Origin of the sequence: Streptomyces similanensis (assembly GCF_039543625.1) — a bacterium.
GTDB classification, from domain to species: Bacteria; Actinomycetota; Actinomycetes; order Streptomycetales; family Streptomycetaceae; genus Streptomyces; species Streptomyces similanensis.
Window position 1 is genome coordinate 1 of the sequence record NZ_BAABKC010000095.1, and the last position, 24,863, is coordinate 24,863.

A 24,863-nucleotide genomic window follows, 5' to 3' on the forward strand; every position below is an offset into this window, starting at 1 on the left:
CGGCGTGCGTCGGCGGGGCCGCGGGGGGCAGGGCCGGCGCCTGTCCGGGGTCCACCGCCCGGGCGTCCCGGACGGGCGGCGCGCCGGGGCGGCCGCCGGCCGCCTCCCGGGCCACCGCCCGTACCGCCGCGGCCAGTTCGGCGACCACGTCGTGCTCCTGCTTCTTGCGGAAGCGCTCGGTGCTCACGCCGTAGACGCCCGCCGCGGCCTTGCGGCGGTCGACCGCGGGCACCCCGCGCCGTGCGGCGAGGATCCCGAAGGAGTGGGCGGCGGCCCGGGCCAGCGGATCGCAGGAGGGGTCGTCGCGCACCGGAACACCGCCGGCCAGCCGCCGCACCGCCGCGGCCAGCAGTTCCTCGATGGCGCTCTGCTCGTCCCGCCCCCCGGTGCACAGCCCCGCGGCGACGGCGGCCTCGCGCAGCGCGTCCCGGGGACAGTGGCGCAGTCCGGGCAGACCGCGGCGCCTGAGTTCACGCAGTTCGACGACGAGACTTTCGTGCGAGGGCAGGGGCTGCATGGTGCGCATGGTAGTCCCGGCGCCGGAAAAACGGACGGCGCGCGGGCGGCGTACCGGAAGGCGAAACGGAACCGGAATCATCCGTTCTTTCCGGCGCGGCCCGTGAACGGTCCGGAATGCTCCGGCGGCCGTTTCACGCGAATCGGTGAAGATTTTGAAAACCGCCCGGTAGTCGAATGGAGGTGGTTATTCTTGACCGCCCCGCGACCCATGCGCCGGGATCATTCGTTCCGCGCCGAGCCCGCCGAGCCCGCCGAGCCCGCCGAGCCCGCCGAGCCCGCCGAGCCCGCCGAGCCCGCCGAGCCCGCCGAGCCCGCCGAGCCCCTCAGGTCCGTCCCCCGCGTATCCCGGAAGGCCGGAAGATGACGACCACGCCGCCCACGGAATACGTCGACCAGGCGGACGGCGGTTTCGGTTCCGCCCGGACCGTGGAGACCCGGCCGGCGCGCGCCGACGTCCCCGCCGAACTCGCCGAGCGCTTCGTCCTCGTGGCCGTGCTCTCCCGGGCCGAGCGCCCCGCCGAGGCCGTGGTGCTGCGCGTACGCGACCTGACGGCGCGTCACGGAGCGACCGGGATGCCCCTGGTGCTCAAGTACTACCACCGCCTGCACGCCCCGTCGCCGGACGTCGAGCACGAACTGCTGGACCTCGGCGCACGGCCCGCGCCGCACCTGGAACGGCTCCTGGAGACCGGGCGGGCGCACGGACACCCCTGGCACCTGTACTGGTCGCACGGCGAGGAGACCCTGGAGCGGTACCACGCCGACCACCCCGACGGACTGCCGCCGACGGCCGTGAAGTCGCTGGTCGCCCAGTTGTGGACGGCCCTGACCGCCCTGCACGGACGGGGCGTCGTGCACCGGGACGTCACCCCCGACAACATCATGGTGCAGACCCGCCGCGCCGACACCGCCGACCTCGTCCTCGTCGACTTCGGCGCCGCCGTCCACCGCCCCGACGAGGCGCTGGAACCCCGCACCGACTGGCGCGGCAAACCCCTCTACCTCGCCCCCGAGGCGGGTCTGCTGCGCCAGTCCGTCTCCGAGGCCGGCGACTGGTGGTCGGTCGGCATGGTGGTCGCCCAACTCGCCCTCGGCTCACACCCGATCACCTTCCGCCGCGACGAGGAGGTCCTCGCCGAGATCGCCACCCACGACCCCGACGTCGGCGGCATCGAGGACCGGCGCACCCGGCTGCTCTGCGAGGGCCTGCTGACCCGGGCCCGCGAACACCGCTGGGGCGCCGAACAGGTACGGGACTGGCTGGCCGGCCAGGACCCCGACGTCGCCGTCCGGAGCGGCGAGGCGATGACCCCCGCCGACGCCGATTCGCGCCCGGTGATCAGCCCGTTCCCCTTCATGGGGCAGGAGTTCACCGGCACCGACCGGCTCGCCGTGCATCTGGACCACAACCACCTCTCGGCCGCCCGCATGCTCGCCGCCGACGCCGACCGGGCCCGACTCGTCGAGTGGCTGGGCCAGTTCGAGACCGTCGGCAACCGCAGCCCCGAGGAACTGGACCGGCTCGCGGCCCTGCGCACCGAACTCGCCCGCCCGCCGACCGCCGCCGTCCTGGTCCGGCTGCTGAACTGGCTCGGCCCCGGCCTCGACGCCACCTGGCACGGCGTCGCCCTCGACGCGCACGGCATGCGCCTGCTGTGCCAGGGCGCGCGGGAGGGCAACGCCGACGCCGTGGCCCTCGTCGCCCACCTGGTGAACCACCCCGCGATCCTCACCGGACTCGCCCAGCGGCCGGGCGGCCAGGGCCTGGACGAGACCGACCGCGCCTGGCGCGTCCTGCGCGCCCGCTGGGAGCCCACCGTCCAGGAGATCGCGACCGGCCGGACGCGCACCGTACGCGCCGCCCTCAAGCACACCCCGGCCGTGGACGCCTGGCTCCTGCAACTGGCCCGCGAGCCGGAACGCACCCGCGGCAGACTCACCGACGCGGCACTGCGCGAACGCGCCCGGTTCCCCGAACGCGTCCCCTGGTACGACGCGCTGCTCGCCGCACCCGACGACGACCCGCGCCTGCTCGCCGCCCTCCTCCTCACCCCGCACGCCGCCGCCGAGGCGGACGGGCTGCGGGCGGATCGCGTCGAGGCGGAGGCCGTCCGGCTGTTCGACACCGACCAGGACCACCTGGCCACCGTGCTGCGGCGGCTGGACCGCCTGCCCACCCTGGGCTGGGCCCTGCTCGGCGCCACCGTCGTCACCGCGCCCTGGACCTTCGTCACCGGTCTCGCCGACGTCCTCGGCCGCGCCTCCCAGGAAGGCGTCATCACCGCCTGGCTGCTCGAACTGCCCTCCGCCGCGATCGTCTTCGCCGCCGAGCTGTGGACCGCCGTGTACATCGGCCCGCTCCTCTACCACCCCCGGCACTCGCTGGCCGGACTCCTCATCCGCAGCGCCGAGCGCCCCGCCCGGCTGACCCGCTCCCGAGGCCGCCTCGGCCTCTTCGTCGCGGCCGCGCTGCTCCTGCTCGCGGTCCTCCTCGCCTTCTACGCCATCGACGCCGCGCCCTGGATCTGGCCGCTGACCTCGGCCGTCGCGGTCGCCGCCTGGAGCGTGCGGCGCTGCCTGGCGCGGCGCCGCACCCGCCGCGCCCACCGCACCCGCCGGACGGACGCCCGGCGGCCCCTCACCACGCCCGGCAGGACAGGAGAACAGGCATGAGCTCGGGTCTCGCCTTTCCGATGACCGACTTCATCGCGCCGGCCGTGAGCTTCCCGCCGCCCCCGCCCCTGGAGGCGCAGGCGCTGCCGCACACCGGCATGCTGCACGCCCACGACGCCGTCGGCCATGCCTCCGGCCACCTCGCCGACGCGGCTGGCCACGCCGTCCACGAGGCCGCCGACGCGGCGCTCCAGGTGCTCGGCTCGCTCAGCGGCGTCCTGCTCGCCGGCCGGGCCGCGCTGGTCACCACCCGCCTCCTGGCCGCGGCCGCGGTACGCGCCGCCGACGAACAGCGGTGCCTGGAGCGGCAGCAGGCGCTGGCCGCGACGGCCGCCGAACAGTGGCAGGCCGCCGCGTTCGCCGCCGTGCGCGTCAACGCCCGCAGACACGCCCTGCTGGCCCGGGCCGGCCGCGCCGCCCGCCCCGGCGCCGGGGGCGGCGGCCCCGCCGACGCCCCGCCCCGTCCCGACCTGCCCCCGCCGCTGACGCCCATCGGCGAACGTCTGTGCGACCTCCGTCAGGATCTGGCCCGGCTGGAGGAGGCCGTCCAGCGGGCCGAGGAACGGCACGCCGAGTGGGAGCAGCGGCGCCTGGCCGCCGCGCTGCGGGTGACGGAGGGCGACGACGACTTCCGGCGCGCCCTCGACGAGAGCCGGCGGCGCACCCTGCGGCGGTTCGCCGAGGAGCGCACCGCCGGCGCCGAGGAACGGCAGGTGCCCCGGCAGACCGCCGAACGGCGCGCGGCCCCGGGACTCGACGCGGACGAGGTCCGCGGCGCCGGCGCGGAGATCCTCGGCGAGCTGGACCCGCAGGCCGCGGCGGTGACCGCCGAACTGGCCGCCGCCGCGGTCGGGCACGCGGTGCGCCGCGCGGCCGACGACCCCCGCAGGGCCCGCATCCACCTCAACGAGGCGCGCAAGTTCGTCCGCGACGCCAACCGGGACGCCCGCCGCACCCGCGAGGCCGAGGAACGCGCCGCCCAGCTCCACGAGTTCCTCGCCTACCGGACCCCCGAGGGCGCCGAGGACATCGACCCGGCCTCCGACGCGCTCGCCCTGCTCCGCCGCGTCCTGGACGAGGGGGTGCCGCTCAGCCCGGCCGAGCGGGACCTCGTCGAACGCCGGGCGGAGGAGCGCCGCTGCGCCTTGGAGGACCTGTACGTCCGCGAGCAGTGCGCCGGCGCCCTCGCGGAACTGGCGCACCGGTTCGGCGGCCGGGCCACGGCCGCACGGCCCGAGGGGCAGGAACTGCGCCTGGACTGGACGCCCCCGGGCTGGGAGCCCGGCCACTGGCTCCGGGCCGGCCTCGTCGAGGGGAGCCTGCGCGTGGCGACCATGTACCGGGGGGCGCCGGGGGAGCGGACGCCCGAGCAGCGCGCCCTGGACGACGCCCGCTGCCACGAGACCCGTGAACTGCTCGGCCGTTTCCAGGAGATCACCGGCACGCTCGGCCTGGAGCTGGAGTTCACCCTGGAACAGACCGAGGGCGCGCTGCCGGGCGTGCTCGGGGAGGACGCCTGGAACCTGGACGACGTCCTGGACGACGTCGTCGCCGAGGAAGCCGGCCGGCGCGCGGCCCGGGAGCGGGACGCGTCCCGCGAGGGCCCCCGCCACCGGACCGCCGACGGCGACCGGCGCCGCTGAGGACGTCCGCAGGACCCGACCGTACGAAAGCGTACGAGCACATCCATGAACCCGTACGAGCACACCCATGGCGCCGCGCCCGCGGGCACCGGGAGGAACGATGGACCTGGCCAAGGGAGACCGGCTGCCGCCCTTCGTGGAGGAGCTGACCGGAACACTCGGCGTGCACGCGCAGTACGTCCTGCACGGCAACGTCCGCGATCTGCACCTGGTGCGCCGCCGCGGCCGGGACGAGTACCGCTCGCTGCTCGAAGTGCTGTGGAACCCGCTGCGGAAGATCGGCTACCAGGCGCTGGTGATCTGCGACCAGGTGGGCGGCTTCCGGGTGGCGGAGGTCGGCTCGGCCCGGGCGGACGTGGAGGAACTGCTCCACGGCGCCCACGACTTCCCCGGTCAGACGGCGGCCCAACGCCAGTCCGTGATCGAGCAGTTGAGGAACGTCACCACCGGATGGGCCGAGCAGCGCCAGGAGATGCTGCGTGGCGGCGCCCGGCTGCGGCCGCTGCGGGTGGCGCTGGTGGTCGACCACGCCTCCCGGCTCGTCACCGACCCCTCCCGGCTGACCCCGGACGAACGGGACTTCTTCCTCGCCTGCCTCAAACTCGCCCACGAGGCACAGCGGTTGCCCACCGTCAACGGCGACGTCATCGCGCCCGGGCCCGACCTGTTCAACCCGGTGATCTGGCTCGCCGACGGCGAGCGCGACCTGCCCGGCTGGCTGCTCTCGGGCAGCGAGCGCGTCCGCGCCGTGGCCGTCCCGGAGCCGGACGCGGACGAGCGCACGACGATGGCCCGCCTGCTGTGCGAGCAGCACGAGCGCGAGACGGGCCCGGCGTTCGACGACCCCTCCCGGCCGTCCGGCGAGCGGGAGGCGGAGCGGGCCCGGACGGTCGGCGCCTTCGCGCGGGCGGCGACGGGGATGAGCCTGCGGGCCATGGCGGAGAGCGTGGCGCTGGCCCGCTCCCGGAACATGCCGTTCGCCGCCGTGCCCGACGCCGTGCGGATCTACCGGCTCGGCGTGGAGAAGAACCCCTGGAGCCGCGACGAGATCCGGCAGCGCATCCTGCACGGCGAGGACCCCGGCAACCCCCGCTCCATCGTCCGGCGGGTGCTCGGCCAGGAGGCGGCCGTGGCGATGACCCTGGACATCCTCAAGCGCGCCGCGCTGGGACTGTCCGGGGCGCAGGCGACCAGCCCAGGGCACCGCCCGCGGGGCGTGCTGTTCTTCGCCGGCCCCACCGGAACCGGCAAGACCGAACTGGCCAAGGCGGTCGCCTCCGTCCTCTTCGACAGCGACCAGGCGTACCTCCGCTTCGACATGAGCGAGTTCTCGGCCGCCCACTCCGCCGACCGGCTGGTCGGCGCGCCCCCCGGCTACGTCGGCTACGAGGCGGGCGGCGAACTGACCTCCGCCGTACGGGAGAACCCCTTCCGGGTCGTCCTCTTCGACGAGATCGAGAAGGCCGACAAGGGCATCCTCGACAAGTTCCTCCAGGTGCTGGAGGACGGCCGGCTCACCGACGGCCAAGGTGTCACCACCTACTTCAGCGAGTGCGTCCTGATCTTCACCTCCAACCTCGGCGTGCAGCGCACGGACCCGAAGACACAGGAACGCGAGTGGATCGTCCAACCCGGCACGCCGTATCCGGAGTTGGAGGCGACCGTCAAGGACAACGTCAAGAAGCACTTCGACCAGGTCATCGGCCGCCCGGAGCTGATGAACCGGATCGGCGGCAACGTCGTCGTCTTCGACTTCATCGCCGACGAGGTCGCCGAGCGGATCTTCGACCTCCAGGTCGGCAACATCCAGCGGCAGTTGGCGCAGGGGCACCAACTCGTGCTGGAGATCGAGGACGGCGCGCGGGCCCGGCTCCTGGAGCACTGCACCCGGGACAAGTGGAACGGCGGCCGCGGCATCGGCATGGTGCTGGAGACCCACCTGATCAACCCACTCGCCCGCGAGCTGTTCGCCGCCTCCGAACTGGGGCCGGGCACCACGGTGGTGGTGACCGACGTGCGGCAGGCCGACAACGGGCGGGTCGACGTGTCGGTCGTGCTGAAGAGGGGAGGCGGTGCCGGTGCGGGCGCAGGGGAGTCCGGACGACGCTGACGCGCGCGCGGAACCGCTCGACGACGACGCCGGCGACCGCGCGGAAGGAGCCGACCGCGACGACCGCGAGGAAACGGCGGACGCGGACCCGGACGACGGGGAGGCGGTGGGCGAGGCGGACCCCGACGACTGGGAGGAGGTGGGGGAGGCGGCCGCGCCGGTCCGCCCCCCGCGTCCGCACCGCCCGGCGCCGCGGCCCCCTCAAACGCTCGGCGTGCGGTGCCCGCGGTGCCCCGCCCTCGTCCCCACCGGTCTTGCCGTGTGCCCCAGCTGTCTCGCCCCCGTCGCCGCCCGTGAGCGGGGCAGCGGCGCCGGACGGGCCGCGGGGCGGATCGCCGGGGGCGCGCTGCGGCTGGTCCTGCGAGGCGGGGCCGGGCACCTGGACGTGCCGCGCGGCGCCGTGCTCCGTCTGGGCCGCAGCGGCGGCTGGGCGCCCGAGGCGGCCGGGCTCCTGGCCGACGAGCCCTCGGTCTCGGCCCGGCACGCGACCGTCGAGCACACCGCGGACGGGGCCGCGTGGGTGACGGAGGTCCCGCAGGGCGCCACCAACGGCACCCGGGTCAACGAGCTGGTCCTCAGGCCGGGTTCGCGGTTCCGGCTGCGCAACGGCGACCGGGTGGGCCTCGGCCCGTGGGTCGACTTCGTCGTCCACGGGGTGGCGCGGGAACCCGGGGACGCGGGCGACTGAGCGCGCGGAACAGGGGCGTGCGCCTTGGCGCCTCGGCCCCGGGCGCCGCCCGGCGACGGCGCCTCAGCCCCGGGCGTCGCCGAGTGCGGCCACGGCGTCCTTGGCGGCCTTGATGGCGCCCTTGTTGATCTCGTCGGTGTCCGGCGCCTTCTTCGTCTCGAAGTCGCTGCCGTTGTACGTGATCACCACCAGCACGTTGGCGACGCGCGCCAGCACCATGCCCTCCCGGGTCTGCTGCTTGTCCTGGGTGGTCAGGTTCACCACCGAGTACGCCTCGTCGCCGAGACCGGGCACCGCGCCGCCGCCGCTCTTCTCGGCGGTGCGCTGCTGGTAAGACGTGCGCGCCGCGTCGGTCGACCGCATGACCTCGAAGGACACGTCGAGCCAGCGGTAGTCGTACCCCTTCAGCGCGTTCCAGGAGCAGGTGCGGCGCACCTGCTCGTCGGTGGACGGGATCTCCTTGCCCGCCGTCTTCGCGCCCGGCACCAGGGAGGCGACGGTCTTGGCGGCGACGGCCGTGCACGGCTTGGGCGCGGTCGTGTAGCTCTGCGCCGGCGCGGTCGGCGACGGCGCGTCGGCGGGGCCCGCACCGGCCGACGACCCGGCGGCGGCCGTCCGGGTCTCCTGTCCGGCGGCGCGCTGCGCACCCGCGGAGGGCGCCGCGAACGGCCCGGAGGTCAGCGCCCAGCCGGTGCAGGCGAGGACGAGGACCGGGCTGAGCCGCGCGGTGAGCGCGAGCGGAAGGGGGAATTCACGCACGGCGCACTTCTCGTGGTGGGGGACGGACGAAGCGGAGGGCGTCCACACTGTGGACGGTGGACGCCAGTGTCACACGAGTGGCTGTGGGGTGGAAGTGCCAACTCGCTCCGTACCCGGACGATCACGGGACCCCGCCGCCGACGCCTGGTTCGCCCCCCTGTGTCCGGTCGCCGGACGGCCGCCGCGCACCGGGCGGCGAGGCGCCGCGGCGGCCCTACGGCACCCGGGCCGTCCACTGGGGCGAGGCGAACTTCGTCCGGGCCAGCTCCTGGGCGCGGGCCAGCTCGCCGTCGGTGACCTCGCCGTCCGCCAGGCCGTACCGGCCGCGGAAGGAGTCGATCATCCGCTCGATGACGGCCTCGCGGGACAGTCCCGTCTGCCGGCGCAGCGGGTCCACCCGCTTCTTCGCACTCCTGGTGCCCTTGTCGGACAGCTTCTCCCGCCCGATCCGCAGCACCTCGACCATCTTGTCCGCGTCGATGTCGTAGGACATGGTCACGTGGTGCAGCACCGCGCCGGGCCGCCCCGCCGGGCCCACGATCCGCTTCTGCGCGGCGCCCGCGATCTTGCCCTGGTCGGTGGCGATGTCGTTGAGCGGCTGGTACCAGGCCCGGACGCCCAGCTCGCCGAGCGCGCCGAGCACCCAGTCGTCCAGGTAGGCGTAACTGTCCTGGAAGGACAGACCCTGCACCAGCGACTCGGGCACCGACAGCGAGTACGTGATCGTGTTGCCCGGCTCGACGAACATCGCGCCGCCGCCGGAGATCCGGCGCACCACCTCGACGCCGTGCCGGGCGGCGCCCTCGGCGTCCACCTCGTTGCGCAGCGACTGGAAGCTGCCGATGATCACCGCCGGGGCGGCCCACTCCCACACCCGCAGGGTCGGCGGCCGCAGACCGGCGGCCACCTGTGCCGTCAGCACCTCGTCCAGCGCCATGTGCAGGGCGGGGGACTGCGGGCCGTCGTGGACGAGCTGCCAGTCGTAGTCCGTCCAGTCGGTGGCGTGCGCCAGCGCGCGCCGCACGGCGACCGCGACGCCCTCGCAGGTCAGCCCGTACAGCACCGTGCCCGCGGGCAGCGCGGCCTCGATGCGGGCGGCGAGCGCGGCGGCGTCCGTGTCCGCCGGGACGCCCTCCAGCGCGGCGTTCACCGCCTCCAGCGCCTCGTCCGGCTCCAGGAAGAAGTCGCCCGCCACCCGTACGTGCCGCAGCACGCCGTCCTCGACCTCCACGTCCACGACGATGAGCTTGCCGCCGGGCACCTTGTACTCACCGTGCACTGCCAGGTCCTCCGTTCCCGCCGCAGCGGACAACGCCCGGGGCGGCCGGGGTGTTCCCGCCGCACCTGTGACGCGGCTGTGACCGGAACTGTGGCCTCCGTCACGGCTTCCCGGTGCCGGCCCCTGATGAGCCGGCCCGATGCGCAGATCCCTTCCGCTCGTGCTGCTCGCCGCGGGCCTCGCCCGCACGGCCTGCGCGTCCACCTCGGGCGCCCGCGCGAGCGGCACGCCGCCGCTGTCCGCCGACGACCCGCGGTACCGGCCGCTGGACGCCTACGGCGCCACCGACGCCGAGACCGCCGTGCTCGGCGAGTCCCGCTGGACCCTCGCCGAGGAGTGCATACGCGGCCTCGGCTTCGCCGGCCCGCGCCAGCTGCCGGTGACCCCGCGCGGTGCACGCCGCCGACGTACGCGGCCAGGACCGCCCGCCGGGCCCCGCGCCGGGCGGCCTCAGCCGCCCAGTTGCTTGCGCAGTACCGTCTGCAGCCCGATGAGGTTCGGGTTGGCGGAGTTGCGGTCCAGCCACGTCATCGTGACCGGTGTCCGCAGGTCGACGTCCTCGACCCGGACCACGGCCACCTCCCGCCGCTCGGCCTGGGCGCGCACCGCCAGCTCCGGCAGCAGCGCGCAGCCCATGCCGGCCGCCACGCACGCCCCCAGCGTGCCGATGCTCGACACCTGGGCGACCGGCTCCTCGGCGGCCGACGCCGCGAAGACGCCGTCGTACATCTCCCGGAAGCCGCAGCTGCGTTCGGTGGCCAGGAACGGTTCCCGGAACAGGTCGGCGAGCGGCGCCCGGCCGCGCCCGGCCAGCGGATGTTCCGGCGGGACGATGACCACCAGCGGTTCCTCCGCGAGCGTCTCGGCGCGCAGGCCGGCGTCCGGCGGCGGATCGCCGAAGGTCAGGCACACGTCCAGGTCGCCCCGGCGCACCGCCCGGTACAGCTCCCCCCGGTTGTCCTGGGCCACCCGCACCCGGGTCTGCGGATACAGCGACCGGTAGCGCGAGAGGACCCCGGGCAGCAGGTTGAGGCCCACCGTCTCCAGCGCGCCGACCGCCACCTCCGCACCCGGCCGGGACACCGCCCAGCGCGCCTCCTCCAGCAGCTTGAGGATGCGCTCGGTGTACTCCGCCAGCGTCACCCCCCGCGGCGTCAGCCGCACCCGCCGCTGCGTGCGGTCCAGCAGCTCCACGCCCAGCTCGCGTTCCAGCGCCTGGATCTGGTCGCTGACGCTGGACTGCGCGTAGTGCAACTCCTTCGCCGCCTGCGTGACGCTGAGCGTCCTGGCGACCGTTTCGAACGTTCGCAGATGCCGTAACTCCACGACCCCGGGCCCCCTCGCTGAACGATCGGCTGGGCCGATGCTACCCATAGGGCATTCCCGCCGTCACCAGCGACGATGGCCCGTTCCGGTCCGCTTGAATGGTGAGTGCCGCCCCGAACTCATCGGGTTCCACGGCGAGTTGCCGACATCAAAACGAAGGAGCCAACATGTCGACGCAGGCGGAACCGCAACGGGCTTCCGTCGCACCGGCACGAACCGACAAGCCCTCCCGGACCTTGCTGACCGGCCTCTCGCTCGGCTACTTCATGGTCCTGCTGGACATGACGATCGTCTCGGTGGCGCTGCCCGCCCTCTCCCGTGACCTCCACGTCGGGCTCAGCGGTCTGCAGTGGGTCACCAACGGCTACACCATCACGTTCGCCGCCCTGCTGCTCACCGCCGGCTGGCTGTCCGACCGCTACGGCGGCCGCCGCGTCTTCCTCTGGGGACTCGTCACCTTCGGCGTCCTCTCCGGCATCTCCGCCGCCGCCACCACGCTGGAGGCGCTGGTCGCCCTGCGCCTGGCACTCGGCGTCGCCGGGGCGCTGCTGCTCCCGGCCTCCCTCGCCGTGATCACCAACGCCTACGCCGACCCCGCCGACCGCGCCCGTGCGGTGGGCAACTGGGCGGCGATCACCGGAGCGGCCCTGGCGGCCGGACCGCTGGTCGGCGGCGCGCTCACCGACGCGGTGGGCTGGCGTGCCATCTTCCTGGTCAACGTGCCCCTCGCCCTGGTCAGCCTCGTCATCACCGTACGGCTGGCCCCCGAGACCGCCCGCAAGCAGCGCGGCGGCCTCGACGTCACCGGCCAGCTCAGCGCGGTCCTCGCCCTGGGCGCCCTGGTCTACGCCCTGATCGAGGGCCCGGACAAGGGCTGGAGCGGCGGCCCGGTGATCGGCGCCTTCGCCGTCACCCTCGTCGCGGCCGCGGTGTTCCTCGTCGCCGAGACCCGCGCCGGCGACGCGGCGATGCTGCCGCTGCGGATGTTCCGCAGCCGCGGCTTCTCCTCCGCGCTGGGCGCCGGGCTGCTCGCCAACTTCGGCCTGTCGGGCCTGCTGTTCGTGCTGTCGCTGTACTTCCAGGAGAGCCGCGGCTACTCCTCCTTCGGCGCCGGCCTGGCCTTCCTGCCGCTGACCCTGCCCACCGCCTTCAACCCCGTCTACACCGGACGCCTGGTCGGCCGGATCGGCCCGCGCCGCCCCGCCACCACCGGCTTCGTCCTCATGGGCGTCGGCGCGCTGCTCCAGGCGCCGTTCACCGGCGACGGCGCCGTGGACCTCACGGCCACCGTGACCGGTCTGCTCGCCTTCGGCTTCGGTGTCTCCTTCGCCCTGCCCGCGCTGGTCGCCGGCACCGTCGGCTCGGTGCCCGCCGAACTGGCCGGCATCGGCTCCGGCGCGCTCAACTCCGCCCGCCAGATCGGCGCGTCGCTCGGCGTCGCCGTCCTCGGCGTGATCCTCAACCTGTCCTCGGCCAACGCCGACGGCACCCGCTGGGCGCTCGTCGTCGGCGGCCTGGCCCTGCTGTCCGGCGCCCTCGTCACCGTGACGGGACTGCGGGGGCGCCCCGCGAACTGAGCGCACACCGCGCGCGAGGCGGCCGCGACCGACCCCGTTCCGACTGCGGCGCCCCGCCCCTTCGGCACCTGGGAACACCCGGCTCGTCCAACGGAGCGCGCCGTTTCCCGGATCGCCTTCGGGGCGCGGACGCGAGGTGCTGTGATATCCAGCGGACCGGATCGCGCGACGCGCGGCCGAAGCCCGGGTGTCCGGCCCGGGACGTCCGCGCACACCTGGCGGCGCCCGGCCACGACGGCGCCCACACCGCACACACACCGAGGTGACACACATGCGGTTCACCACCCGCCCCACCCTCCAGGGCACCTTCGGGATGGTGTCCTCCACCCACTGGCTGGCCTCCCAGTCGGCGATGGCCGTCCTGGAGAGCGGCGGCAACGCCTACGACGCGGCCGTGGCCGGCGCCTTCGTCCTGCACGTCGTCGAGCCGCACCTCAACGGCCCGGCCGGCGAGGCGCCGATCCTGCTCGCCCCGGCGGGCGGCGAGGTGCGGGTGCTGTGCGGACAGGGCGTCGCGCCGGCCGGCGCGAGCGTCGCCCACTACCGCGGCCTCGGTCTCGACCTGGTGCCCGGCACCGGGCCGCTGGCCGCCGCCGTCCCCGGCGCCTTCGACGCCTGGCTGCTCCTCCTGCGCGACCACGGCACCAGAGCACTCGACGAGGTTCTCGCCTACGCCATCGGCTACGCCGAACACGGCCACGCCCCCGTCGAGGGCGTCGGCGCGACCGTGGAGACCGTACGGGACCTGTTCACGACCGAGTGGACCTCCTCCGCCGAGGTCTACCTGCCCGGCGGCCGCGCGCCCGGGCCCGGCCGGCTGCTGCGCAACCCCGCCCTCGCCGCCACCTGGAAACGGCTGCTCGCCGAGACCGCTGGCGCCGCCGGCCGGGAGGCGCGCATCGACGCCGCACGCGAGGTGTGGCGCACCGGGTTCATCGCCGAGGCCCTGGTCCGGCAGGCCGGACGGCCCACCCTGGACACCAGCGGCGAGCGCCACACCGGCACCCTCACCGCCGCCGACCTCGCCGCCTGGTCCGCGAGTTACGAGACACCCGCGACGTACGACTGGAACGGCTGGACCGTGTGCAAGGCGGGCCCCTGGAGCCAGGGTCCCGTCCTCCTCCAGCAACTCGCCCTGTTGCCCGAGGAGTTGCCCGCCCACGACTCCGCCGACTACCTCCATCTGCTGATCGAGGGCTGCAAACTGGCGATGGCCGACCGGGAGGCGTGGTACGGCGACGCCGCCGAAGTGCCGCTGGCCGACCTGCTGTCGGCCGAGTACAACGCCGAACGCCGCCGGCTGATCGGCGAGCGCGCCGCCCTGGAGCTGCGGCCGGGCAGCCCCGGCGGACGGACGCCACGGCTCGGCGCGCACGCCCGCCGCGCCGCCGCACACGGGGCGGAGCCCACCGGCCCGGGCGTCGGCGAGCCCACCGTCGCCAAGCCGCCCACCTCCCCGGTGCCGGGCGAGCCGGTGGTCGCCGGCGACGGCGGCACCCGCGGCGACACCTGCCACCTCGACGTCGTCGACCGCTGGGGCAACATGGTCGCCGCCACACCCAGCGGGGGCTGGCTCCAGTCCAACCCCGTCGTGCCCGAACTCGGCTTCCCCCTCGGCACCCGGCTCCAGATGGCCTGGCCGGCCGAGGGCCTGCCCAACTCGCTCACACCCGGCCGCCGTCCGCGCACCACCCTCAGCCCGTCGATCGCCCTGCGCGACGGCGTGCCCGTCCTCGCCTTCGGCACACCCGGCGGCGACCAGCAGGACCAGTGGCAGCTGCACTTCCTGCTGGCCCTCGCCCGGCGCCCGGCCGTCCGCGGCGGGCTCGACCTCCAGGGCGCCGTCGACGCCCCGAACTGGCACACCGACGGCATCGTCGGATCCTTCTACCCGCGCGGCATGCTCCCGGGCAGCGTCACCGTCGAGTCCCGCACCGACCCCGCGACCGTCGCCGAACTGCGCCGCCGCGGCCACCGGGTGACCGTCGGCGGCCCCTGGTCGGAGGGCCGGCTGTGCGCGGTCGCCCGGGACCCGCTGACCGGCATCCTGTCGGCGGCGGCCAACCCGCGCGGCATGCAGGGCTACGCCGTCGGCCGCTGAACGGGGAACATGAAGGCGCCCCCCGGGTGTGCCGCGCGGCGGCCGCCGCCCGGCACCGGGTGTTCACGCCGATTCCATCCGGGGTGCACCCGGGCGGCGGGCGTTGTCACAGGTCCGTGCTCTCATGGAGGCATGATCGAAGAGACGGAAACCATCGAAGAGTTTCTCGTGCGCCACTCGGCCGACGTGGAGGAGGCGGTCCGCGCGGCCGCCGCGGCCGAGATCATGCCCCGCTTCTGCCGCCTCGCCGAGCACGAGGTCGACCAGAAGTCCGGCCCGCACGACCTGGTGACGGACGCCGACCGGCTGGCCGAGCGCTACCTCACCGACACGCTCGGCGCGCTGCTGCCCGGCTCGGTCGTGGTCGGCGAGGAGGCGGTGCACGCCGACCCCGCGGTCTACGACGCGCTGCACGGCGACGCCCCGGTCTGGATCGTCGACCCCGTCGACGGCACCCGGCAGTTCGTGCACGGCGACCCCGGCTTCTGCACCCTGGTCGCCCTCGCCCGGGGCGGCGTCCTGCTGGGCTCCTGGACCTACGCCCCCGCGCTCGACCTGATCGCCACCGCCGTACGCGGCCGGGGCGCCCTGCTCGGCGGGCGGCCGCTGCGCTCCGGCACACCCGACGCCGGCCGCGCCCTGCGGGTGGCCCACTCACACCCGGACTACACCACGGACGCACAGAAGCGCGGCCTGCTCGGCCTGTACCGGGACGGCGTCGAGCCCCGCGCCTGCGGCTCGGCCGGCCTGGAGTACCTCGCCGTCGCCCGGGGCGAGTTGGACGCCACCGCCTTCAGCTGGGAGGCCGCCTGGGACCACGCGGCGGGCCTGCTCCTGGTCGAGGAGGCGGGCGGTGCCCACCTGACCGGAGCCGGCACACCCTTCCGCGTCACCGGCGGCAACACCCTCCCCTTCACCGCCGCCCGCGACCGGGCGACGGCCCGCCGCGTCGTCGGCCTCCTGACCGAACCGGCGGCGCCGGGGGAGGCCCACGCGGCAGGATGAGGGCCCCCGGCGCCGAGCCACGAGCCCCCGCCCCGCCACAGGCGCCGCTCGCGGCGGGGCGGGGACCGCCGGCCCTCCGCCGCCCGGAGGGCTGGATGCCCCCGGGCCGGTCGCGCGGCATATCCTGAAGCCCAGTGGCCATCGGCTGACGAAGCCGAAGAAGCCGGCGAAGCCGACGAAGGGGTCCCGAGGTGGCGTCGATGCTCGATGCGGTCGTGGTGGGTGCGGGACCGAACGGACTGACCGCCGCCGTGGAACTGGCCCGGCGCGGATTCTCCGTGGCCGTCTTCGAAGCCCGCGGCACCGTCGGCGGCGGCGCCCGCACCGAGGAACTCACCCTCCCCGGCTTCCGCCACGACCCGTGCTCCGCCGCCCACCCCCTCGGCGTCAACTCGCCCGCCTTCCGCGCCCTGCCCCTGGAACGCCACGGCCTGGAGTGGCTCCACCCCGAGCTGCCCATGGCGCACCCCTTCCCGGACGGCACCGCCGCGGTCCTGGCCCGCTCCGTCGCCGAGACGGCGGCCTCCTTCGGACCGCGCGACGCGGGCGCCTACCGCAGACTGGTCGCACCGTTCCTGCCCCGCTGGGACACCCTGGCGCGCGACTTCATGTCCCTGCCGCTGACCGCCCTGCCGCGCGACCCGGTCACCCTCGCCCGCTTCGGCCTCACCGGCCTGCCGCCCTCCACCTGGCTGATGCGCCGCTTCCGCGACGAGCGCGCCAAGACCCTCTTCGCCGGCCTGGTCGCCCACGTCATGGCCCCGCTGAACGGCCTCGCCACCGGCGCCATCGGCCTGGTCTTCGCGCTGGCCGCGCACGCCCGCGGCTGGCCGGTGGCCCGCGGCGGCTCGCAGGCCGTCTCGGACGCCCTGACGGGATACCTGACGGAACTCGGCGGCGCCGTCCACACCGACTACGAGGTCAAACGCCTCGACGACCTGCCGCCCGCCCGGGCGTACGTCTTCGACACCTCGCCCACCGCCCTGGCCCGCATCGCCGGCCTCGGCCGCGCCTACGAGGGCTACCGCTACGGCCCCGGCGTCTTCAAGATCGACTACGCGCTGGACGGCCCCGTCCCGTGGACCGCCGAGGCACCCCGCGCCGCCGGCACCGTGCAGATCGGCGCCGACAGCGCGGAGATCGGCGCCGCCCTGAACGCCGCCTCCCGCGAGGGCCGCGCCCCCGAACGGCCCTTCCTCATCACGGTCCAGCCCAGCGTCGTCGACCCCACCCGGGCCCCGGCCGGCCAACACGTCTTCTGGGCGTACGGCCACGTCCCCAACGGCTGGAGCGGCGACCTCACCGACGCGATCGAACGCCAACTGGAGCGCTTCGCCCCCGGCTTCCGCGACCGCGTCCTCGCCCGCGCCACCGCGGGCCCGCCCCAACTCGCCGCCCGCAACGCCAACTACGTCGGCGGCGACATCGCCACCGGCTCGGTCGCGGGACTCCGGCTCCTGCTGCGCCCCCGGCCCACCCTGTTCCCGTACCACACCCAGCACCCGGCCGTCTTCCTCTGCTCCTCGGCCACCCCGCCGGGCCCCGGAGTGCACGGCATGTCGGGACACAACGCGGCCAAGGCCGTCTGGCGGAGACTGAGACAGACATGAGGCAGACATGAGCGCCGCCATCACCCTCGTCCGCGGCGACATCACCCGCCAGCGCGTCGACGCCCTCGTCAACGCCGCCAACTCCTCCCTGCTCGGCGGGGGAGGGGTGGACGGCGCGATCCACCGCCGCGGCGGCCCCGCGATCCTCACCGAGTGCCGTGCCCTGCGCGCGTCCCGCTACGGCCGCGGCCTGCCCACCGGCGAGGCCGTCGCCACCACCGCGGGCGCACTGGACGCCCGCTGGGTGATCCACACCGTCGGCCCGGTCTGGTCGGCCGGCGAGGACCGTTCGCACCTGCTGGTCTCCTGCCACCGCGCGTCGCTGCGGGTCGCCGACGAACTCGGCGCCCGCACGGTCGCCTTCCCGGCGATCTCCACCGGCGTCTACCGCTGGCCCCTGGACGACGCCGCCCGCATCGCCGTCGAGACGGTCCGGGACACGGCGACCGCGGTCGAGGAGGTCCGGTTTGTCCTCTTCGACCAGCCGGCCCACGAGGTGTTCGCCGCACGGATCGGCTGACGGCGCCAGAGCCGCCGTGAGTCCGGCCCGGCCCGCCCCGGCGGTTCAGCCGCCCCGCCGTACGGCTACCGTGGCGCGGACAGCCAGGCGCCGAGCCAGTGGAAGGCCATCGGATACGACGCCGCGAAGGTCTGGTAGTTGTGGCCCCCGCTGGACAGCAGCTGGGTGCGCACCTGGACGGAGGAGGTCGCGGAGGCGGCGAGGAACTTCTCGATGGAGGCGGGCGGACTCACCCGGTCCTGACGGGAGGTGGCCAGGAACAGGCTCACCCGCGCCTTGGAACGGGCGACCAGCTTGGTCGGGGTGTTCGCCGCGCGCAGCTCGGGGTCGGGGATGACGGAGGAGTCGCCCGTCAGCGGGTCGGGGTCGATGGCGGCGCCCGCCCCGAAGATCTTCGGATACTGCAAAGGCAGCTTCGCCGCGCAGTAACCGCCGGTCGAGTACCCCATCACACCCCAGCCGGAGTGCCCCTTCAGCGTGCGGAACTTGCGCTTGACCAGATCGGGGACGTCGTACGCCAGCCACGAGGCGACCTTGCGGTCGGGCAGGTCGCTGCAGTCGGTGTCCACGCTGCCCGGGTCGATCACCGGCATCACCATGATGAAGGGGTGCACCTTGCGCTGCTTCATCAGGTTCTCGAAGTCCCCGGGCATGCCGCCGTGCTCCACCCAGGACTGCGGCGAACCGGGCACCCCGTGCATCAGGATCAGCACCGGGAACCGCTTCCTGCGGTAGGCGGGCTCGTCGTACTGGGGCGGTGTCCACACCAGCACCTGACCGGACAGCGTGGAGTGCCCGCCCCGGAAATACGTGTCAAGCACGCCGTCACGCGTACTGTGGTTGAACTGCGCACGGCTCGCCGGCGGCCCCGGCATCGCGTCCGCGTTGGCCGAACTCGTCGTGCCCAGCAGGTCGGCCCAGGAGGCGTACAGCCCGTAGCTGTTGTTGATCCACGTCGCCACCACGGAGATGGCGACGACCTGGCACACCGCGATCATCACCCCGTGCGTCAGCCAGCGCAGGGCTCTGGGGCCGCCCACCTTGGGCCACAACGCCACCGTCCCCACCATCGCGAGGAACGTCGCGACGACGAGAACGAAGAAGAACGTCGTACCGGTCAGCGCCACACGGCCACCCTCTCCTAGCGGCGACCGTCTGCGACGGCGCCGTCCGAAACCGAGAAGCCGGTGCTTTCGCGGCGGCAGCCGCGAACCCCGGCACGCATCAGGATGCGAAAAAAAGGGCGTCGGTTGCCGCCCCGCACACCGCAACACTGTGATCCGGACGACCCCCACGATTCGGAGCGCACCAAGACACAACAGGGCCATGTCGGATTCCCGCCAGCTCAAAGGCCGCCGGTGCCCGATGCTGGAGTCATGCAGAACGGGATGCACACCGACCGGGACCGCTGCGTACGCGCCGTCCGGTCCAAGGACGCCCGCTTCGACGGCTGGTTCTTCACCGCCGTCCTGACCACCGGCATCTACTGCCGGCCGAGCTGCCCCGTGGTGCCGCCCAAGCCGGAGAACATGGTCTTCCACCCGAGCGCCGCCGCCTGCCAGCAGGCCGGGTTCCGGGCCTGCAAACGCTGCCGGCCCGACACCAGCCCCGGCTCCCCGGAGTGGAACCGGCGCGCCGACCTCGTGGCCCGCGCCATGCGGCTGATCGCCGACGGCGTCGTGGACCGCGACGGCGTCCCCGGCCTCGCCGCCCGCCTCGGCTACAGCACCCGCCAGATCGAACGGCAGCTGCTGGCCGAACTCGGCGCCGGACCCCTCGCGCTGGCCCGCGCCCAGCGCGCCCAGACCGCCCGGCTGCTGATCGAGACCACCCGCCTGCCGATGGCGGAGATCGCCTTCGCCGCCGGGTTCGCCTCCATCCGCGCCTTCAACGACACCGTGCGCGAGGTGTTCGCGCTGTCACCCGGCGAACTGCGCACCCGCGCCCCCGAGCCCACCACCCCCCAGACCACCGCCCCCGGCCGGACCCGCGCGGCCACCCCCGGCACCCTCACCCTGCGCCTCCCCTTCCGCGCCCCGCTCAACCCGGACAACCTCTTCGGCCACCTCGCGGCGACCGCGGTGCCCGGCGTCGAGGAGTGGCGCGACGGGGCGTACCGGCGCACGCTGCGCCTGCCGCACGGACCCGGCGTCGCCGCGCTCGCCCCGAAACCGGACCACGTGGCCTGCCGGCTCACCCTGGCCGACCTGCGCGACCTGCCCGTGGCCATCAGCCGCTGCCGGCGCCTGCTCGACCTGGACGCCGACCCGGTCGCCGTCGACGACCAGCTGCGCACCGACCCGGTGCTCGCCCCGCTGGTCGACAAGGCCCCGGGCCGGCGGGTGCCGCGCACGGTGGACGGGGCCGAGTTCGCCGTACGGGCCGTCCTGGGCCAGCAGGTCTCCACCGCCGCCGCCCGCACCCACGCGGCCCGCCTGGTCACCGCCCACGGCGACCCGGTCGACGACCCCGAGGGCGGCCTCACCCACCTCTTCCCCGCCCCCGAGGCACTGGCCGCGCTCGACCCGGCGGCACTGGCGATGCCCCGCACCCGCCGCACCACGTTCACCACCCTGGTGCGCGAACTCGCCGAGGGCGGCCTCCACCTGGGCGTGGAGAGCGACTGGCGGGAGACCCGCTCCCGGCTGCTGGCCCTGCCCGGCTTCGGCCCCTGGACGGTCGACGTGATCGCCATGCGCGCCCTCGGCGACCCCGACGCCTTCCTCCCCACCGACCTCGGCATCCGGCGCGCCGCCGCCGGACTGGGCCTGCCCGCCACACCCGCCGCCCTCACCGCCCGCGCGACGGCCTGGCAGCCCTGGCGCGCGTACGCCGTGCAGTACCTGTGGGCCACCGACAGCCACCCGATCAACTTCCTGCCCGTCTGACTGCCCGTCCGAGGGACGCACCATGAAACAGCACACCGTCATCGACAGCCCCTACGGCCCGCTCACCCTCGTCGCCGACGACGGCGTCCTGTGCGGCCTCTACATGACCGACCAGCGCCACCGGCCCCCGCGGGAGACGTTCGGCGAAAGCGCCGGCACGGCCGCCTTCCGGGCGGCCCAGGAGCAGCTGGCGTCCTACTTCGCGGGGGAGTTGAAGGAGTTCACCCTCGAACTGAGCCTGGCCGGAACCCCGTTCCAGCGCCGCGTGTGGGACGCGCTGCGCCGCATCCCCTACGGCGAGACCCGCTCGTACGGCCAACTGGCCACCGCCCTCGGCGCACCGGGCGCCTCCCGCGCCGTCGGCCTCGCCAACGGCCGCAACCCCGTGGGCATCATCGTCCCCTGCCACCGCGTGGTCGGCGCCGACGGCAGCCTGACCGGCTACGGCGGCGGACTGCCCCGCAAGAAGCGCCTCCTGGACTTCGAGACCGGCTCGGCGCTCTTCGACGTCTAGCACCGGCAGCCGGGGCGGCCGGGGCAGCTGGGGGAGCCGGGGAAGGGGGCGACGGTGCTACCGGCCGCCGGGCGCCGCCGTGTGGAACCTGCTCAGCGCCCAGACGATGACCAGGTCGAGGACCATCACGACGATGGACCACACCGGGTAGTACGGGATGAACATGAACTGGGTGATCAGGCTGACGCCCGCCACCGCGATGCCGGCCCCGCGGCCCCAGCTGCGGCCGGCCAGGATGCCCAGGCCGGCGACGACCAGCGCCAGCCCGATCGCGAGGTGCAGCCAGCCCCACGCGGTCAGGTCGAACCGGTACACGTATCCGGGCGGCGAGAACAGGGTGTCCTGGGCGATGCCGGTGACGCCCAGGAGGATGCTGAGCGGACCGCTCAGCATGAGCGCCGCCCCGGCGAACAGGGACGCGCTGTCGGTGCTCGCGCCGCGGCCGGGCCCGCCCTGTCCCGGCCGGATCTTGCCGGATGTCGTTGCCATGGCCTTCGCCTTCCTGTCCTGCGCGGTCGCCGTGGCACACGGCTTCGCGCGAGGCGAACCACGCTCCCCTGCCAGCCTGACCGCGATCCCCCGACGCCGCGACCGGAGTCCCGCGGCGCCGGGGATCAGGGGCGGGGCGGCACCCCGGGCGGTGGGTCAGCCGGCCCGGTGGCCGTTCTCCAGCTCCGCCGTGCTCGTGCCCCCGTCGAGCACCTCCAGGGCCGCCAGGACGCGGCGGCCGGTGGCGCCCGGCAGATGCGCGACCAGTTCGTCGCGGCCGACCAGACGCCAGGACAGCAGCTCCTCCTCCTGCAGCCGGATCGCCTTCAGCTCCTCGTCGGCCAGCACACCGCCGTCGAAGAGGTACGCCACCAGCGGCGGCCGGTCGGCGCCGGGCACCCAGTCGACCGCGAGCAGCCGGCCCAGCGCGCGGTCCAGGCCGATCTCCTCCAGGGTCTCGCGGCGCGCGCCCTGGCGCGGGCTCTCGCCCGTGTCGGACTCGATGGTGCCGCCCGGCAGCGCCCACCCCTCCCGGTAGTTCGGTTCGACCAGCAGCACCCGCCCCTGCGCGTCGCGGAAGAGGGCCGCGGCGGCGGCGAGGACACGGGGCAGCCCCGCGATGTACGTGGCGTAGTCGGGGACGTCTGGAGTGCTCATCCTGGAAGGGTATCCAGCCGTGTCCGTCTCCCACCTGCCCCACCCGGCCGGCCGGCCCGAGTCTCCGGCCAGGGCTTCTCAGGGTACGGGCGGGGCATGACGGCGGGGGCGGTCGCCGGTTATGGTCGCAGCGGCGCGACTGGCCCCGGTGTGCGGGGCCCGGAGAGCAAGGGGAACGCAAGGTGGCGGACGCTGCAGTGCACGGCACCCGTGGGGTGCTGATTGCCGCGGACAAGTTCAAGGGCTCGCTGACGGCCGTACAGGTCGCCGAGCGGGTGACGGCCGGGCTGCGCCGGGTCGCGCCGGGGCTGGAGGTGGAGGCGCTGCCGGTCGCCGACGGCGGTGACGGCACCGTGGACGCGGCGGTCGCGGCCGGGTTCGAGCGCCGCGAGGTACGGGTCGCCGGTCCCCTCGGCGAGGCGGTGACGGCCGCGTACGCGCTGCGCGGCGACACGGCGGTGGTGGAGATGGCCGAGGCCAGCGGGTTGCAGCGGCTGCCCGCCGGCGTCTTCGCGCCGCTCACCGCGTCGACGTACGGCTCCGGGGAGCTGCTGCGGGCCGCGCTGGACGCGGGCGCGCGGACGATCGTGTTCGGCGTCGGCGGCAGCGCGACCACCGACGGCGGCGCGGGCATGCTGGCGGCGCTGGGAGCGCGGTTCCGCACCGCGGCCGGAGAGCCGGTCGCGCCCGGCGGCGGCGGACTGGCCGACCTCGCGAGCGCGGATCTGTCCGGGCTGGACGAGCGGCTCGCCTCGGTCGAGTTCGTGCTCGCCAGCGACGTGGACAACCCGCTGACCGGCCCGAAGGGCGCTCCCGCGGTCTACGGCCCGCAGAAGGGCGCCTCGCCCGAGGACGTGGCGGCGCTGGACGCGGCGCTCGCGCACTTCGCGAAGGTGCTGGAGGCGGCGATCGGGCCGAAGGCGGCCGAGTACGCGGCCTCGCCGGGCGCCGGCGCGGCGGGCGGCATCGGGTACGGCGCGCTGATCCTCGGCGCGCGGTTCCGTGCCGGGATCGAGGTCATGCTCGACGTGCTGGGCTTCGCGCCGGCGTTGGAGCGGGCCTCCCTGGTGATCACCGGGGAGGGGTCGCTGGACGAGCAGACGCTGCACGGCAAGGCCCCGGCCGGGGTGGCTGCGGCGGCGCGTGCGGCGGGGCGGGAGGTCGTCGCGGTGTGCGGGCGGCTGGCGCTGCCGGTGGAGGAGCTGGGGCGGGCGGGGATCCGGCGGGCGTATCCGCTGACGTCCGTCGAGCCGGACGTCGAGAAGTGCATCGCGGAGGCGGGGCCGATCCTGGAGCGGGTCGCGGAGCAGATCGCACGGGACTTTTTGAGCTGAGCGGGGCGGGCGGTGGGGGATGTCGCCCCCGCCGCCCCTACCCGTCCCGTCCCCGGGGGCTGCCGCCCCCGGCCCCCCGCATCGGCCCCGAACGGGCCTCGTCCTCAAACGCCGGACGGGCTGGGTGGGGTGGTGGGGGGATCGCGGTGTCCCGCCTGACCGCCTCGTGTCCGAACATCCGACGGGCTGGAGGGGCGGCCCGAGCTGTGCGGCTACCGAGTCGGGTGGTGGGTGGGCATAGGCCGGGGGTCTGGGGGCGGAGCTCCCAGGGGGAGTACTCGCCGCGCATGCGAAAGGGCCCCGGACCGAAAGCGGTCCGGGGCCCTTCGCGGCGGAGCGTCACGGCAGCTGCGCCGCCCGCGCCTCACGCCGGTTGCCGCGGAAGTTGTTCACCCGGCGAGCCGTGGCGAACAACGGAATCACCGCACCCATCACCAGCTGGAGCGCACAGCCGGTCTGCAGCAGCAGCTGCCCGCTGGGCGCGTCGAAGGCCCAGCCGGCCAGCAGCCCCATCGACAGCACGATCCACCCGAGCATCGCCCCCGCGAGCCGGCCCCGCGGCTTGGGGTACTCCACGCGGCTCACCATCAGCCACGCCGTCCCCAGGATCGCCAGCAGCGTCGCCACGAACGGCAGCTCCAGCAGCACGATGGAGACCACCGTCAGCGCCCCGAAGGGCGAGGGCATGCCCTGGAACATGCCGTCCTTCAGCGTCACGCAGGAGAATCTCGCCAGCCGCAGCACCACCGCCAGCAGCACCACGATCGCGCTCAGCGCGGCCACCCTCTGGTGCGCGTCGTCGGCGACCATGCCGTAGACGAGGACGAAGTACGCCGGGGCCAGGCCGAAGCTGATCAGGTCGGAGAGGTTGTCCAGTTCCGCGCCCATGGGGGAGGAGCGCAGCTTGCGGGCCACCAGTCCGTCGAACAGGTCGAAGACCGCCGCGCACAGCATCAGGATGACCGCCGTGGCGGCGCTGTGCCGGGCCATGCCGTTCTCCGTGCTCCCGGTGAGGTGCGGGATCAGGATTCCGGTGGTCGTGAAGTACACGGCCATGAAGCCGCAGGTCGCGTTGCCCAGGGTGAGGGTGTCCGCTATCGACAGCCGGAGCGAGAGGGGCATCTCCTCCTCGTCGTCCAGCTCGTCGGCCTCGGGCACCCAGCCGGCCTGG

At 74.9% G+C, this 24,863-nt stretch carries 19 protein-coding genes and 1 pseudogene; 12 read left to right on the forward strand and 8 right to left on the reverse strand.

The features are described from left to right. Window positions 1-517 (reverse strand): annotated as a pseudogene (locus ABEB07_RS29005) (hypothetical protein); the annotation flags it as partial. Window positions 518-879: 362 nt separating this feature from the next. On the opposite strand from ABEB07_RS29005, the gene ABEB07_RS29010 reads away from it, so the two are divergent. From ABEB07_RS29010 to ABEB07_RS29025, 4 genes are all read left to right on the forward strand, one after another. Next, the gene (locus ABEB07_RS29010) at window positions 880-3,192 is read left to right on the forward strand and encodes a protein kinase domain-containing protein (protein ID WP_345671054.1); all 2,313 of its coding nucleotides are present in this window, start codon (window positions 880-882) and stop codon (window positions 3,190-3,192) included. Beyond that, window positions 3,189-4,835 carry a hypothetical protein gene (locus ABEB07_RS29015; RefSeq protein ID WP_345671055.1) on the forward strand — a complete coding sequence of 549 codons (1,647 nt, stop codon included), beginning with the start codon at window positions 3,189-3,191 and terminating at the stop codon, window positions 4,833-4,835. Before ABEB07_RS29010 ends, ABEB07_RS29015 begins: the two co-directional genes overlap by 4 nt. Before the next feature lie 100 nt (window positions 4,836-4,935). Beyond that, complete coding sequence (locus ABEB07_RS29020; protein WP_345671056.1) at window positions 4,936-6,945, forward strand: AAA family ATPase; 2,010 nt, start codon at window positions 4,936-4,938, stop codon at window positions 6,943-6,945. Continuing rightward, on the forward strand, window positions 6,914-7,633 hold the full coding sequence (locus ABEB07_RS29025; RefSeq protein WP_345671057.1) for an FHA domain-containing protein: 720 nt from the start codon (window positions 6,914-6,916) through the stop codon (window positions 7,631-7,633). Before ABEB07_RS29020 ends, ABEB07_RS29025 begins: the two co-directional genes overlap by 32 nt. Before the next feature lie 63 nt (window positions 7,634-7,696). Here ABEB07_RS29025 and ABEB07_RS29030 read toward each other — a convergent pair whose 3' ends face one another. The 3 genes from ABEB07_RS29030 to ABEB07_RS29040 form a co-directional block, all read right to left on the reverse strand. Then, complete coding sequence (locus ABEB07_RS29030; RefSeq protein ID WP_345671058.1) at window positions 7,697-8,392, reverse strand: hypothetical protein; 696 nt, start codon at window positions 8,390-8,392, stop codon at window positions 7,697-7,699. Window positions 8,393-8,606: 214 nt separating this feature from the next. Continuing rightward, entirely contained in the window at window positions 8,607-9,671 is a 1,065-nt protein-coding gene (locus ABEB07_RS29035) for a lipoate--protein ligase family protein (RefSeq protein WP_345671059.1), read from the reverse strand. A gap of 450 nt (window positions 9,672-10,121) precedes the next feature. Beyond that, window positions 10,122-10,997, reverse strand: a complete 876-nt coding sequence (locus ABEB07_RS29040; RefSeq protein ID WP_345671060.1) for a LysR family transcriptional regulator — start codon at window positions 10,995-10,997, stop codon at window positions 10,122-10,124. 167 nt (window positions 10,998-11,164) lie between these two features. On the opposite strand from ABEB07_RS29040, the gene ABEB07_RS29045 reads away from it, so the two are divergent. The 5 genes from ABEB07_RS29045 (at window position 11,165) to ABEB07_RS29065 (ending at window position 17,810) form a co-directional block, all read left to right on the forward strand. Then, window positions 11,165-12,574 carry a DHA2 family efflux MFS transporter permease subunit gene (locus tag ABEB07_RS29045; protein ID WP_345671061.1) on the forward strand — a complete coding sequence of 470 codons (1,410 nt, stop codon included), beginning with the start codon at window positions 11,165-11,167 and terminating at the stop codon, window positions 12,572-12,574. A 271-nt stretch (window positions 12,575-12,845) separates the two neighbouring features. After that, a complete protein-coding gene (locus tag ABEB07_RS29050; protein WP_345671062.1) occupies window positions 12,846-14,675 on the forward strand; it encodes a gamma-glutamyltransferase family protein in 1,830 nt (609 codons plus the stop codon). 132 nt (window positions 14,676-14,807) lie between these two features. Further along, the gene (locus ABEB07_RS29055; RefSeq protein ID WP_164587633.1) at window positions 14,808-15,680 is read left to right on the forward strand and encodes an inositol monophosphatase family protein; all 873 of its coding nucleotides are present in this window, start codon (window positions 14,808-14,810) and stop codon (window positions 15,678-15,680) included. A 200-nt stretch (window positions 15,681-15,880) separates the two neighbouring features. Then, window positions 15,881-17,290, forward strand: coding sequence for a phytoene desaturase family protein (locus tag ABEB07_RS29060; RefSeq protein WP_345671063.1), 1,410 nt, complete (start codon window positions 15,881-15,883; stop codon window positions 17,288-17,290). 7 nt (window positions 17,291-17,297) lie between these two features. Then, window positions 17,298-17,810, forward strand: a complete 513-nt coding sequence (locus tag ABEB07_RS29065) for an O-acetyl-ADP-ribose deacetylase (protein WP_345671064.1) — start codon at window positions 17,298-17,300, stop codon at window positions 17,808-17,810. Between the two features lie 65 nt (window positions 17,811-17,875). Here the strand turns inward: ABEB07_RS29065 and ABEB07_RS29070 are convergent, their stop codons facing one another. Next, window positions 17,876-18,937: an alpha/beta hydrolase gene (locus tag ABEB07_RS29070; protein ID WP_345671065.1), complete on the reverse strand. Its 1,062-nt coding sequence runs from the start codon at window positions 18,935-18,937 to the stop codon at window positions 17,876-17,878. A gap of 249 nt (window positions 18,938-19,186) precedes the next feature. On the opposite strand from ABEB07_RS29070, the gene ABEB07_RS29075 reads away from it, so the two are divergent. Further along, window positions 19,187-20,698, forward strand: coding sequence for an AlkA N-terminal domain-containing protein (locus ABEB07_RS29075; protein ID WP_345671066.1), 1,512 nt, complete (start codon window positions 19,187-19,189; stop codon window positions 20,696-20,698). Between the two features lie 22 nt (window positions 20,699-20,720). After that, on the forward strand, window positions 20,721-21,212 hold the full coding sequence (locus ABEB07_RS29080) for a methylated-DNA--[protein]-cysteine S-methyltransferase (protein WP_345671067.1): 492 nt from the start codon (window positions 20,721-20,723) through the stop codon (window positions 21,210-21,212). A 57-nt stretch (window positions 21,213-21,269) separates the two neighbouring features. On the opposite strand, the gene ABEB07_RS29085 is transcribed toward ABEB07_RS29080, so the two are convergent. Both ABEB07_RS29085 and ABEB07_RS29090 read right to left on the reverse strand, forming a co-directional pair. Continuing rightward, window positions 21,270-21,701, reverse strand: coding sequence for a DUF7144 family membrane protein (locus ABEB07_RS29085; protein ID WP_345671068.1), 432 nt, complete (start codon window positions 21,699-21,701; stop codon window positions 21,270-21,272). A 156-nt stretch (window positions 21,702-21,857) separates the two neighbouring features. Next, a complete protein-coding gene (locus ABEB07_RS29090; RefSeq protein WP_164587638.1) occupies window positions 21,858-22,358 on the reverse strand; it encodes an NUDIX domain-containing protein in 501 nt (166 codons plus the stop codon). Window positions 22,359-22,573: 215 nt separating this feature from the next. Here ABEB07_RS29090 and ABEB07_RS29095 point away from each other — a divergent pair, with 215 nt between their 5' ends. Further along, a complete protein-coding gene (locus tag ABEB07_RS29095; protein WP_345671112.1) occupies window positions 22,574-23,692 on the forward strand; it encodes a glycerate kinase in 1,119 nt (372 codons plus the stop codon). Window positions 23,693-24,031: 339 nt separating this feature from the next. On the opposite strand, the gene pssA is transcribed toward ABEB07_RS29095, so the two are convergent. Then, the gene (gene pssA / locus ABEB07_RS29100; RefSeq protein ID WP_164583071.1) at window positions 24,032-24,850 is read right to left on the reverse strand and encodes a CDP-diacylglycerol--serine O-phosphatidyltransferase; all 819 of its coding nucleotides are present in this window, start codon (window positions 24,848-24,850) and stop codon (window positions 24,032-24,034) included. Window positions 24,851-24,863: the final 13 nt, after the last annotated feature.

Bases quoted from the DNA above. Each gene is read 5' to 3' on its own strand.
- ABEB07_RS29050 (WP_345671062.1), top strand. From the start codon at position 12,846: ATGCGGTTCACCACCCGCCCCACCCTCCAGGGCACCTTCGGGATGGTG.
- ABEB07_RS29060 (WP_345671063.1), top strand. From the start codon at position 15,881: ATGCTCGATGCGGTCGTGGTGGGTGCGGGACCGAACGGACTGACCGCC.
- ABEB07_RS29010 (WP_345671054.1), top strand. From the start codon at position 880: ATGACGACCACGCCGCCCACGGAATACGTCGACCAGGCGGACGGCGGT.
- ABEB07_RS29055 (WP_164587633.1), top strand. From the start codon at position 14,808: ATGATCGAAGAGACGGAAACCATCGAAGAGTTTCTCGTGCGCCACTCG.
- ABEB07_RS29085 (WP_345671068.1), bottom strand. From the start codon at position 21,701: ATGGCAACGACATCCGGCAAGATCCGGCCGGGACAGGGCGGGCCCGGC.
- ABEB07_RS29015 (WP_345671055.1), top strand. From the start codon at position 3,189: ATGAGCTCGGGTCTCGCCTTTCCGATGACCGACTTCATCGCGCCGGCC.
- ABEB07_RS29020 (WP_345671056.1), top strand. From the start codon at position 4,936: ATGGACCTGGCCAAGGGAGACCGGCTGCCGCCCTTCGTGGAGGAGCTG.
- ABEB07_RS29075 (WP_345671066.1), top strand. From the start codon at position 19,187: ATGCAGAACGGGATGCACACCGACCGGGACCGCTGCGTACGCGCCGTC.
- ABEB07_RS29065 (WP_345671064.1), top strand. From the start codon at position 17,298: ATGAGCGCCGCCATCACCCTCGTCCGCGGCGACATCACCCGCCAGCGC.
- ABEB07_RS29045 (WP_345671061.1), top strand. From the start codon at position 11,165: ATGTCGACGCAGGCGGAACCGCAACGGGCTTCCGTCGCACCGGCACGA.
- ABEB07_RS29080 (WP_345671067.1), top strand. From the start codon at position 20,721: ATGAAACAGCACACCGTCATCGACAGCCCCTACGGCCCGCTCACCCTC.
- ABEB07_RS29090 (WP_164587638.1), bottom strand. From the start codon at position 22,358: ATGAGCACTCCAGACGTCCCCGACTACGCCACGTACATCGCGGGGCTG.